This is a genomic window from Granulibacter bethesdensis (genome assembly GCF_001889545.1).
GTDB classification, from domain to species: domain Bacteria; phylum Pseudomonadota; class Alphaproteobacteria; order Acetobacterales; family Acetobacteraceae; genus Granulibacter; species Granulibacter bethesdensis_B.
Genome location: NZ_CP018194.1, coordinates 1,929,043 through 1,940,096, shown reverse-complemented (window position 1 = coordinate 1,940,096; position 11,054 = coordinate 1,929,043). Strand labels below are relative to the sequence as shown.

General features: G+C 61.7%; 14 protein-coding genes, 1 tRNA gene and 1 CRISPR repeat array (1 of these 16 running past the window's edge). Of the genes, 6 read left to right on the top strand and 9 right to left on the bottom strand.

The window, feature by feature from the left end:
* Positions 1–16: 16 nt before the first annotated feature.
* From GbCGDNIH8_RS08905 to GbCGDNIH8_RS08890, 4 genes are all read right to left on the bottom strand, one after another.
* Positions 17–490, bottom strand: a complete 474-nt coding sequence (locus GbCGDNIH8_RS08905; RefSeq protein ID WP_072572901.1) for a 23S rRNA (pseudouridine(1915)-N(3))-methyltransferase RlmH — start codon at positions 488–490, stop codon at positions 17–19.
* Positions 491–530: 40 nt separating this feature from the next.
* Positions 531–983: a ribosome silencing factor gene (gene rsfS, locus GbCGDNIH8_RS08900; protein WP_072573764.1), complete on the bottom strand. Its 453-nt coding sequence runs from the start codon at positions 981–983 to the stop codon at positions 531–533.
* 170 nt (positions 984–1,153) lie between these two features.
* Positions 1,154–1,816: a nicotinate-nucleotide adenylyltransferase gene (locus GbCGDNIH8_RS08895; RefSeq protein ID WP_072573763.1), complete on the bottom strand. Its 663-nt coding sequence runs from the start codon at positions 1,814–1,816 to the stop codon at positions 1,154–1,156.
* Positions 1,817–1,867: 51 nt separating this feature from the next.
* On the bottom strand, positions 1,868–3,133 hold the full coding sequence (locus GbCGDNIH8_RS08890; RefSeq protein ID WP_072572900.1) for a glutamate-5-semialdehyde dehydrogenase: 1,266 nt from the start codon (positions 3,131–3,133) through the stop codon (positions 1,868–1,870).
* A gap of 198 nt (positions 3,134–3,331) precedes the next feature.
* Between GbCGDNIH8_RS08890 and GbCGDNIH8_RS08885 the strand changes: the two genes are divergently transcribed.
* Positions 3,332–3,520 carry a hypothetical protein gene (locus tag GbCGDNIH8_RS08885; RefSeq protein ID WP_072572899.1) on the top strand — a complete coding sequence of 63 codons (189 nt, stop codon included), beginning with the start codon at positions 3,332–3,334 and terminating at the stop codon, positions 3,518–3,520.
* Positions 3,521–3,532: 12 nt separating this feature from the next.
* Here the strand turns inward: GbCGDNIH8_RS08885 and proB are convergent, their stop codons facing one another.
* The 4 genes from proB to rplU all read right to left on the bottom strand — a co-directional run bounded on the left by proB (position 3,533) and on the right by rplU (position 6,453).
* Positions 3,533–4,672: a glutamate 5-kinase gene (gene proB / locus GbCGDNIH8_RS08880; RefSeq protein ID WP_072572898.1), complete on the bottom strand. Its 1,140-nt coding sequence runs from the start codon at positions 4,670–4,672 to the stop codon at positions 3,533–3,535.
* Positions 4,669–5,700, bottom strand: coding sequence for a GTPase ObgE (gene obgE, locus GbCGDNIH8_RS08875; protein ID WP_072564477.1), 1,032 nt, complete (start codon positions 5,698–5,700; stop codon positions 4,669–4,671). The genes proB and obgE overlap by 4 nt, the downstream gene beginning before the upstream one ends.
* 155 nt (positions 5,701–5,855) lie before the next feature.
* Positions 5,856–6,125: a 50S ribosomal protein L27 gene (gene rpmA / locus GbCGDNIH8_RS08870; RefSeq protein WP_011632406.1), complete on the bottom strand. Its 270-nt coding sequence runs from the start codon at positions 6,123–6,125 to the stop codon at positions 5,856–5,858.
* A 13-nt stretch (positions 6,126–6,138) separates the two neighbouring features.
* Positions 6,139–6,453 (bottom strand): 50S ribosomal protein L21, encoded by a 315-nt coding sequence (gene rplU, locus GbCGDNIH8_RS08865; protein ID WP_025287092.1) that lies wholly within the window; start codon positions 6,451–6,453, stop codon positions 6,139–6,141.
* Between the two features lie 347 nt (positions 6,454–6,800).
* On the opposite strand from rplU, the gene GbCGDNIH8_RS08860 reads away from it, so the two are divergent.
* The 5 genes from GbCGDNIH8_RS08860 (at position 6,801) to GbCGDNIH8_RS08845 (ending at position 9,109) form a co-directional block, all read left to right on the top strand.
* A tRNA-Ser gene (locus tag GbCGDNIH8_RS08860) sits at positions 6,801–6,891 on the top strand.
* 201 nt (positions 6,892–7,092) lie between these two features.
* Complete coding sequence (locus GbCGDNIH8_RS08855; protein WP_072572896.1) at positions 7,093–7,731, top strand: DUF2239 family protein; 639 nt, start codon at positions 7,093–7,095, stop codon at positions 7,729–7,731.
* A 19-nt stretch (positions 7,732–7,750) separates the two neighbouring features.
* Positions 7,751–8,212 (top strand): DUF1330 domain-containing protein, encoded by a 462-nt coding sequence (locus GbCGDNIH8_RS08850; protein WP_072572895.1) that lies wholly within the window; start codon positions 7,751–7,753, stop codon positions 8,210–8,212.
* A complete protein-coding gene (locus tag GbCGDNIH8_RS13195; RefSeq protein WP_253735998.1) occupies positions 8,209–8,463 on the top strand; it encodes an alpha/beta fold hydrolase in 255 nt (84 codons plus the stop codon). Before GbCGDNIH8_RS08850 ends, GbCGDNIH8_RS13195 begins: the two co-directional genes overlap by 4 nt.
* Positions 8,429–9,109, top strand: coding sequence for an alpha/beta fold hydrolase (locus GbCGDNIH8_RS08845; RefSeq protein WP_253735997.1), 681 nt, complete (start codon positions 8,429–8,431; stop codon positions 9,107–9,109). Before GbCGDNIH8_RS13195 ends, GbCGDNIH8_RS08845 begins: the two co-directional genes overlap by 35 nt.
* Positions 9,110–9,478: 369 nt before the next feature.
* On the opposite strand, the gene GbCGDNIH8_RS08840 is transcribed toward GbCGDNIH8_RS08845, so the two are convergent.
* Entirely contained in the window at positions 9,479–9,925 is a 447-nt protein-coding gene (locus GbCGDNIH8_RS08840) for a thiamine pyrophosphate-dependent enzyme (RefSeq protein ID WP_081368928.1), read from the bottom strand.
* A gap of 129 nt (positions 9,926–10,054) precedes the next feature.
* Positions 10,055–11,054: a CRISPR direct-repeat array (repeat unit 28 nt; unit sequence GGTCTATCTCCGCGCACGCGGAGGAACC); it runs 126 nt beyond the window's last position.

Sequence of the window (11,054 nt, the reverse complement as noted above, 5' to 3'; positions counted from 1 at the left end):
CAGTCCGGCACCGTCATTATCCGGATGGCCGCCCTGTGCGATGGTAGGGGTGATTGGTGGCGATGGCCTGCGCCCGGTAGAGCTGTTCTGCCAGCAGAGGCCGGACCAGCAGATGAGGCCAGGTCATCGGCCCGAGTGACAGCACATGATCGGACCGATCCAGCACCGGCTGTTCCAGACCTTCCGCCCCGCCGATCATGAAGCAGACCGGCAGTGGTTGTTCCCGCCAGCGCCGGGCGAGCGCGGCCAAAGCCTCACTGTCATGAGCGCGTCCGCCCAGATCCATGGCGACCACAATGCAGGCGGGTGGCAGCGCCGCCAGCAGGGCGGATGTTTCCCGCCGGCGGATTTCAGCGGTGCTGCCACGCGCTTCCGCAATTTCCGTTACCGTCAGGGCCGGGCGCAATCGCGCAGCGTAACGCTGGAACAGCGCTTCTTCCTCACTGCCGCGCATGCGTCCGACCGCAATGATCCGCCAGGGCGCTGTCATGCTACCATGACCGGACGGTCAGGCATGGGAGGATGCCGGATCAGGCATCGCTCTCTGCATCATCCAGCTCCGCGCTCCACATTTTTTCCAGCCGGTACAGCGCACGCGCCTCCGGCTTGAACAGATGCACCACGATGTCGCCGGCGTCGATCAGCACCCAGTCGGAGCCGCCCGCACCTTCGACCGGCACGCGCCCGACTCCGGCATCACGCAGCTTCTGTTGCAGGTGCATGGCCATGGCGGAAATCTGACGATCCGCCAGCCCGGTGGCAATGATCATGCGATCCGTGAAGGCGGCGCGTCCGGCGAGGTCGAGGGTAATAATGTCCTCGGCCTTGTCGTCCTCCAGACTTTCGATGATCACAGCCTGGATGCCGTCCAGTCTTTCCGTTGCCGCAACGGCCTGATCCTTTGCTGCCGGCGCTTTCGTGGCCGCGGCACGGGGACCGGCGGCAGCGGCTTTTTTCCGCGGGGAACCGGGGCTGACCGCCATGTTCGGGGCCGTCACCGTCCGGGGGCTGGTGCGGCGGGTCTTGGATGATTCGGTACCATCCGTGATTGGCTTGCGGGCGATGGTCTTGGACTCCAGGCTGGTGACGCTGTTGATCGGATGCTCTCTACCAGAACTGCACGGCCTCGGCCATTGATGCACTCGAATGGGGCCTATCTGCTTTCCGCCGGGCCGCTTTCTGCTTCCTCTGTTGATTGCATGCCGGTGCGGTTATGCGCGAAGGCCACCCGGATCTGGGTGGCGGAGAGCGGACTTTCCGGCAGACGCAGCATCATCCAGGCCGGGGGCGGCAGATCGGCCAGCAGCGGTGCCTCCCGCTCCGGACGCCGATAGCGGCGCAGGACGCTGGCTGCTTGTCCTGACAGGGCGCGTGCGGTGTAGCCGGGGCGGGGATGAACGGCGAAAGGCCATTCGGCGGCAATCCCGCGCCAGTTGCGCCAGCGTGGGAACCCGGCCAGATTATCTGCGCCCATCAGCCAGACAAAGCGGGCGCATGGAAACAGGGTGCGCAATCTGGCAAGTGTATCGGCAGTATAGCGTGTGCCGAGACGGCTTTCGATGGTCGTGGCAATGATATGGCGTCCATCGGCAATGGCCCGGGCAGAAGCAAGCCGGGCTGCCAGCGGTGCCATATCATCCCCGGATTTGAGCGGATTGCCAGGGGAGACCATCAGCCATACCTGATGCAGCCGTAGCCTTTGCCGGAAATGCCGGGCAATCAGCGCATGTCCTGCATGAGCCGGATTGAACGAGCCGCCGAGTAACCCGATCCGTATGCGCCGCCGATCCCCGAATTTTGGCAAGGGGTCGGTCATCGGACCGGGCACGCGATCAATGAAGGGCGAAGAAGAAAAATGCGGCAAGGATCAGGGTCTGATCTGGCCGTTACCAAGCACCAGATATCGGTAGGTGGTCAGTTGTTCCGGCCCGACCGGGCCGCGTGCGTGGATACGGCCGGTGGCGATGCCGATTTCGGCTCCGAACCCGAATTCTCCGCCATCGCAGAACTGGGTGGAGGCATTCCACATGGCAACCGCTGATTGCACACGGGACAGGAAATACTCTGCGGATGCCTCATCTTCAGTGATAATGGCTTCAGTATGTTCGCTGCCATGGCGGGCGATGTGAGCCAGTGCGGCATCAATTCCATCCACGACCTTGATGGACAGAATGGCATCCAGCCATTCCGTATCAAAATCCGCGTCACTGGCAGCAGGTAACGCCGGTATAATCGCACGGGCAGCGTCATCCGCACGGAAATTACAACCGAGGGCTGACAGATCCTCTACCAGAACCGGCAGCAGGGATCCCGCAATAGCCGCATCAATCAGCATGGTTTCGGTCGCACCGCAGATTCCGGTGCGCCGCATTTTTGCATTCGCCAGAATGGAACGGGCTTTTTCAGGATCGGCTGCTGAATGAATGTAAGTGTGACACAGCCCTTCCGCATGAGCCAGTACGGGAACTCTGGCCTCTTTCTGCACGCGCTCGACCAGCGATTTGCCGCCGCGTGGGATAATGAGATCCAGCACCTGATTGCCCGCCAGCATCGCTGCGACATAGGCCCGGTCAGTATCGGGAGCGATCTGTACGGTCTCTTCCGGTAATCCTGCCTGGCGCAGGCCGGCCTGCATGGCCGCATGAATGGCGTGTGCGCTGTGCTGACTTTCCGATCCGCCGCGCAGTATCACGGCATTGCCGGATTTAATGGCGATGCCTGCCGCGTCCGCCCCGACATTCGGACGACTTTCGTAAATCATACCGATCACGCCGATGGGCGCAGCAATGCGACGGATACGCAGCCCGTTCGGGCGTTCCCACTCCGACAACACGCGGGAGAGCGGGTCAGGAAGATCGGCAATCTGCTCCAGCCCGTCAGCCATCGCGGTGACGCGCGATCTGGTCAGGGTTAAACGGTCACGGAAAGCAGCACTGGCATTCGAGCGCTCAAGGTCGATGGCATTGGCAGCCAGGATGGCGGCTTCATCATCACGCAGAGCGGACGCCGCCTGGCGCAGGGCGTTCTGCCTGACCTCATGTGGTACCCGGGCCAGCACGGAAGAAGCCATGCGCGCAGAGCGGCCTGCCTGCGCGATCCATTTCTGTGCTGTTTCCGATACGCCATCAAGCATTGCTTCAAACCCTGCTGTGCAACGAGCGGTTGTATTCAGCGCATTTTATTGTTCGCTTGCAAAGAATGCACAGCAAAACAATGCGAGGATTTAATTAGCGCTCGGGCCGGAAAGCAACCATGCTGTCTGGTCAAGAGACAAAGGCTGTTGCTTTATCGGTCATGATACTGCGCACAGGCCTGACAAACGGAGGTGCTGATGGCCATGCATGCGAAAGGTCCGGATGAAGAGCATGTTTATGAAACGGCACTCCATACCCTCCTCGATGTCGAGAAACTGCTTGCATTTCTTCCCGTGCCTTTGACACGCGAACTGATACAGGCCGCCTTGATGGCATTGAAGGAGGAATGTGTCGTGGAATCGAAGAAGATTGTCAAATATCACTGACCATTGTTCTGATCATATCAGAACAAGATCGTCCCGATGGACCAGTTCATCCCGGCCGCGCCAGCCGAGGATGGATTCGATATCTTCCGAGCGTCGTCCGGCAATTCGGGCGGCGTCCCTGTTGGCATAGGCGGACAGCCCCCGTGCCAGCACAGTGCCGTCCAGTCCTTGCACCAGCACAGGATCGCCGCGTTCAAATCGGCCATCGACAGAGACGACTCCGGCTGGCAGCAGGGAGCCACCCCGAAGAAGTGCGCGGCGGGCCCCGTCATCGACAGTCAGTGTGCCCATCGGTTGCAGGCTGCCGGCAATCCAGCGTTTGCGGGCTGTGCGCCCCTCCGGCAGTGGCAGGAACCATGTGCAGCGCGCGCCTTCCGCCAGCGCACGGAGCGGGTGCTCGGTATGCCCCAGCGCGATCGCCATGGCGCATCCGGCCCCGGTTGCAATGCGGGCCGCAGTCAGCTTGGTCCTCATCCCGCCGCTGGAATAGCCGGGTGGAGGCTCCCCGCCCATGGCCTCGATCTCCGGCGTGATGGCCCGGACCACCGGCAGATGGCAGGCTTCAGGATCACGCCGTGGATCAGCCGTATAAAGCCCGTCTATGTCCGACAGCAGCACCAGTTGATCGGCCTGCACCATTTCGGCCACCCGGGCGGCCAGACGGTCATTGTCGCCAAAGCGGATTTCCGCCGTGGCCACGCTGTCATTTTCGTTGATGACCGGCACACACCCCATGCCCAGCAGGGCTGACAGCGTGGCGCGGGCATTGAGGTAACGGCGGCGATCCTCGGTATCGCCAAGCGTCAGCAGAAGCTGGGCGGCGGTCATGCCCTCCGCGGAGAGCGCCTCGCTCCATGCCTGTGCCAGACGGATCTGGCCGACCGAGGCTGCTGCCTGTTTTTCTTCCAGACGCAGCCGGGGCTGGGTAAGTTTCAGCGCCTGTCGGGCCAGCGCTATGGCCCCGGATGAGACCACGATCACCTGCACACCCTGACGGCGCAGCATGGCAATATCCGCAGCGACCCCCCGCAGCCACTCGATACGGGGGGTGGCGGCCTTGCTGTCCACCACCAGAGCACTGCCCAGCTTGATGACCAGACGACGTGCAGTGGTCAGCCGGGGCAGGGCTTCATCCTGCTCATGACTGCTCATGCGGAGGTGCCGGACAGGGCTTTCCTGCGCTCTTCCCGCGACTGCGCAACATAGGTCATGACCTGTCGCAGCAGGGGCTGCACGCCCTCTCCCGTCACGCCGGAGATGACGGTCACGGTCTGTCCGCTGGCTTTGGCGAGTGCGGAGCGGCGGGCAGAGGCCTCACGCGGGGTCATGCCGTCGCATTTGTTCAGGACGATGATTTCCGGTTTTTCGGTCAGGCCGCCACCATAGCCTTCCATTTCTTCCCGCACGGTGCGCCATGCCTTGACCACATCCCCCGCAGCACCATCGATCAGATGGATCAGCACGGCGCAGCGTTCCACATGGCCCAGAAAGCGGTCGCCCAGCCCGGCCCCTTCATGGGCGCCCTCAATCAGACCGGGAATGTCGGCCAGTACGAATTCTTCCTGAAGCGACAGCCGCACTACGCCAAGCTGAGGATGCAGGGTGGTGAATGGATAATCGGCGATTTTCGGTCTGGCGGCGGAGACAACCGACAGGAAGGTGGATTTGCCGGCATTGGGCAGCCCGACCAGCCCGGCATCGGCGATCAGTTTCAGCCGCAGCCAGACCCAGCGTTCCTCGCCCGGCCAGCCTTTATCGGCGCGGCGTGGGGCGCGGTTGGTGGAGGATTTGAAATGGGCATTGCCATGCCCTCCATCGCCGCCCCGACACAGGGTGATGCGCTTTCCCGGCACGTCCAGATCGGCGATCAGCGTTTCCCGGTCATCTTCCAGAATCTGGGTTCCGACCGGCACTTTGATCAGCACATCCGGGGCGGCGGCGCCCGTCCGGTCGGAGCCAGCCCCGTTGCCGCCTTTCGGTGCACGGAAATGCTGGGTGTAGCGAAAGTCGATCAGCGTATTCAGATTGGCCACGGCCTCGACGATAATGTCGCCGCCACGGCCGCCATTGCCGCCATCGGGACCGCCGAACTCGATATATTTCTCGCGCCGGAAGGCAATGACGCCGTCACCACCATCGCCTGATTTGACGTAGATTTTGGCCTGATCGAGAAATTTCATCGGTATGCGGCTCGTCTGCCAAAGGGGAAAGTGGAGCTGCCAGGTATGGTGCCGGAAGGGCGGCCATACGAGGCAACGCAAAAAGGGGCCAGCTTGCGCCGGCCCCTTTGATCTGTTTCCCCCTGACCAGATGGCCGTGGAGGGAGGGCGGCGCTTTACTCGGCAGCGATCGCCAGCGGGGTCACCGCAACCTGCACGCGGCCTTCGGCGCGGCGCAGGAATTTCACATGCCCGTCGGTCAGCGCGAACAGGGTGTGGTCACGACCAACGCCGACATTCGGGCCGGCCTGAACCTTCGTGCCGCGCTGGCGGACGATGATGTTGCCGGCAACGACGCTTTCGCCACCGAACTTCTTGACACCCAGGCGACGACCTTCCGTATCGCGCCCGTTGCGGGATGAACCGCCTGCCTTTTTATGTGCCATGGATCAAACCTCCTCAGGCCGCGACGATATCGCCGACGCGCAGCACGGTGACGTGCTGGCGATGGCCATTCTTGCGGCGGCTGTTCTGCCGGCGGCGCTTCTTGAACACCACAATTTTATCAAGGCGATCCTGGGCGATCACTGTCGCCGTGACGCTGGCGCCGGCCACAACGGGCGCACCGATCGTCAGATTGCCTTCCCCGCCCACCGCGAGCACGTCCGTGAAGGTGATGGTGCTGCCCGGCTCAGCCTCAAGCTTTTCCACCTTCAGCACGGCGTTCGGGGTAACACGGTATTGCTTTCCGCCAGTGCGGATAACTGCGAACATCGCTTCTGGTCCCAAATGCTGGCTCCGCGACGACGGAGCCATCCCGTCAACGCCGAGCGGCCTCCGAACGCCCCAACAAGCGGGAGGCACGGCGGCCGAGAGGCGCGGGTTATACCGGTCATACGCCACAAGTCAAACATTCCTTGCGGCATGGCTCCCATTTTCATGGAATATCTGCCGTGCTGGCAGGTGGGGGAGCTGTTTGCTCAGCGGGTGAGGGGCCTCTTGCTTATCGTAGCCTCGATTCGGGACTCCGGCCGGACGGAACTGGTCAGGAACGTAACGGGGGCATCTTTCTGCAACAGCCTCTTGGCGGGGGCTTTCTCCTGCTCTAAGACACCCCGAACGGAGAGGTGACCGAGTGGCCGAAGGTGACGGTCTCGAAAACCGTTGTGCCCCTAAAGGGTACCGTGGGTTCGAATCCCACCCTCTCCGCCATTTTGGCCAAAATGATCAATTTTGCGAACGGCTTACCGCCGAACGCCGACGATTTCCCCATATTCCACTCGCTTGCGCGAAAGGGCTGAGATTCGCGCAGTGAACGAGATCGCGACCGAAGGGAATGTATTTTTATCCGGGCGTAATTGACGGAGGATTTTATCCGGGTAATAAGAGGTTTTCCATTTTGATGAGCGCGACATGTCCGATCCCTCCACCAAGCCCTGCACGGCATTTGCTGGCCGACGATTGCTGATTTCCGGTTCGCTGGCGGATGTCGCCATTGTGGTTGCGCGCTCTGCACAGGCGACAGAGGCGGTTCTGGTGTTCGACGATGCGACAGGTGGTGTCATCGATCTTGATCTGCGCGGCAGTGATGTGGAGATTCTCCAGCGGCTGTCGGAGCCTCCGAGACCTTCTGTGGGTCGCTATCGCCCTGAAGCTGGCGCGACCGCCGAAACAGGAGCGACGGAGGGCGGACAGACCACGCGCGGTCGCCCCAAATTAGGCGTTGTCGCCCGCGAGGTGACCTTGCTGCCAAGGCAGTGGGAATGGCTGGCGACCCAGCCGGGTGGCGCGTCTGCAACGCTGAGGCGCCTTGTCGATGATGCTCGCAAGGCAGTTCATCCGCGCCAGCGAAGACGAGCGGCGCAGGAGGCCGCGTATCGCTTCATGCAGGCGATCGCCGGCGACCTGCCCGGCTACGAGGAGGCGACCCGCGCCCTTTTCGCGGACGACCGGCCCGCGTTCGAAGAGCGGATCGGGTCTTGGCCGGAGGACATCCGGATCTATGCCGTGCGGCTTGCCTTCAGTCCTTTCACTCACCCGATCAAGCCCTGACGACTGAGCGAGAAAGTCAATGAACAGGTCGGAACCCATTTCATATATCGAGCTTACGCAGGACGCCGGCCAGCTGTTCGCTCAGCGCGACTTTTCCGGTGCCGTCGTCATGCTCAATCTGCTGAAGTTCAGGAATGTTGCCGACTATTCGGACCATCCCGAGTTCGCGCCGGCCATGCCGATCAGCGGTGCCGAAGCCTTCGATTGCTACGTCCGGCATACACTACCCATTTTGCGGGAAAGCGGAGGCGATATCCTTTTCCTCGGCGAGGGTGGCCCCTTTCTGATCGGCTCCGCTGACGAACGGTGGGACATGTCGATGCTAATCCGCCAGGCCAGTGCTGCTTCCTTTCTCTCCTTCGCCAGCCACGCGGAGTATCTCGCGGGGCTCGGTCATCGCGTGGCGGCAGTGGTGGACTCCCGCCTGCTGCCTCTTTCGGAAATGCCATATCCCACTGGCACGGAAAGGACGCAGTCATGAATATCGCAAAAGCGAATGGCATCGAACTCGCCTGGGATAGTTTCGGCAATGCCGATGCTGAGCCGATCCTGTTGATTTCCGGGCTCGGTACGCAGATGCTCCGTTGGAGCAGTCCCTTTTGCACGGGGCTCGCCGCCAGGGGGTATCGCGTCATCCGCTTCGACAACCGGGATGCCGGCCGCTCCATGCATTTCCGCCGCACCAGATTTCGGAGAGTTGGCTTCCGCATTGATGGCCGGACGCCAGCCTGAAGTACCCTATACGCTTCACGACATGGCGGCCGATGCAATCGGTTTGCTCGATGCGATCGGCATCGCGCAGGCTCATGTAGTCGGACGGTCGATGGGCGGAATGATCGCGCAGGTTCTGGCGAGCGAACATGCCGACCGGGTCCTTTCGCTCACCTCGATCATGTCGAGCACGGGGAATCCGGCCCTTCCGCAGGCCGCTCCCGATGTCATGGCGATGATGATGCGCCCGACTCCGGATCCGGATGTCGATCCCGATGGCTTTTTGACAGTGCGCCTCGCCTTGGCGCGCAGGATCGCCGGCGTGGCCTATCCGTTTGACGAAGACGCCCATCGCGCCCTTCTACTGGAAGAAGCGGGATATTCCTACGATCCGGCCGGGACCGGGCGGCAGATCGCGGCGATGGCGGTAGCGGGAGACCGACGGACCCGTCTAGCGACGATTGCTGCGCCTGCGCTCGTCATTCATGGAACGGACGACCCGCTGATACCACCGGCCTGCGGCCACGATACGGCCCTTTCAATTGCCGGCGCGATCTACAGGCCAATCGAAGGCATGGGACACGACCTGCCGCCCGAATTCGACCAGGCTGTGATCAACGCAATCTGCGAGGTGGCGCATGCGGGATCGCGCCATCCAGTCGCGTGATATCATCCGCAGCCCGCCGGAACCGCCCATTACTCGCTATGGCCGCCGAAAGCCGCCGGTAGCCGCACGACGGATAGTATCTCCATGCTTGTCAGATACTTATCATCAGTTCATAGCTCTCATCCCCGTCTCGGGCGGCCCGCCATCTTGCAAACATTGTCGAGTGCAGGATGCTGACAATCCCGGTTGGAAGCGGATGACGGTGATGTCAGCGTGGATGGTTATCGTGATTTCATTCCTCCATACAGGGCATGGGGTTCTTCCAGCAGCCCATCTGATGACGTGCACACAGGAAGCAGAAAGGCGTAGTAAACGGGACACGAATGGTCATGTCCCGTCGATTGTTGCCCCAGATCTCTCTGGCGGATTTCAGCCGAGCAGACTGCCGAGTGCACGTGTTATCCGCACATTGATCACGCTGGTACCCTTGAAAGCCAGCGCTTCGGTAAAGGCTTCCTTCAGGGCATCCACCGTTGCCACCTCACGGCTTTGAGCGCCGTATCCTTTGCCGAGTGCTACAATATCCAGCCCTGGCAGATCGAGACCCGGAGCATTCGGAGTGTTTTCGAGTTCTGCAAATTCTTTAAGGATTCCGTATTCTTCGTTCTGCAAGACTACGTAGATGACATGGGCCTTGTGCTGTACACCGGTGTAGATACCCTGCACCGAATACTGGAATGATCCATCACCCATCAGGCAGATGACTGGACGGTTGCGACCGCTCTTTTCTTCACCAAGGGCGAGTCCAACTGTGGCCGCCAAGCCCCAGCCAAAATCACCGGAAGAAAAAGTATAGTAACTGTCTGGCGTATCGATGCGGAAGCGGTCAGCACGAAATCATCGGGGGCCAGCAATGCCAGTGTCTCGAAAACAGCATCCGGCGTCAGCGGCAGTTCATCGATTGGCAGGTTCGGCTGTCGGGCAGATGGGTGTCTTGAAGCGTAAGGTCTATCTCCGCGCACGCGGAGGAACCACACGCTGCCATCCAGCAGCACCGGGTTAACGGGGTCTATCTCCGCGCACGCGGAGGAACCTGATGAGGCGTGCATAGCGAGGATGCGCCCCACGGTCTATCTCCGCGCACGCGGAGGAACCAGCTTCGCCAGTGCGGCCACGCTGGCGAACCTGGGTCTATCTCCGCGCACGCGGAGGAACCCAGCATTAAGCAGACAATTTTTGGTTTATAGCAGGTCTATCTCCGCGCACGCGGAGGAACCTAGTCCCCCCGTCTTCCCGGCTGGGCTCATCACGGTCTATCTCCGCGCACGCGGAGGAACCCTGATCAACGGCGTGACCGTACCGCGCCACTGGGGTCTATCTCCGCGCACGCGGAGGAACCTCGGGACCGGAGCATCAGGGGGCTCCAGTGGCGGGTCTATCTCCGCGCACGCGGAGGAACCGGATCATACAAGCTCTGGCGGTATTACGACTGGGGTCTATCTCCGCGCACGCGGAGGAACCCACAAGCACCGCCTGCTGATGATGCTGGACGAGGGTCTATCTCCGCGCACGCGGAGGAACCGGACGCCCAAAATGGTTGATATTCACGCGCCACGGTCTATCTCCGCGCACGCGGAGGAACCATGCTGAAGGAGCGCCGGAGATGAAGGGGAAAAGGTCTATCTCCGCGCACGCGGAGGAACCTCGTGCCACCGATCACCACCACCAGCTGGCTGGGGTCTATCTCCGCGCACGCGGAGGAACCCCTCTCGTCCATACCCTGAACCTCGCGGACCTGGGTCTATCTCCGCGCACGCGGAGGAACCGCTAGATAGGTGTTGAGCATCGAGGTCAGGTAAGGTCTATCTCCGCGCACGCGGAGGAACCTTTTCCGCCTTCACGGTGTTTGAAATCGACGAGGGTCTATCTCCGCGCACGCGGAGGAACCGGGGAGGCTGATTGTCGTCGTCTCGCCCTTTATGGTCTATCTCCGCGCACGCGGAGG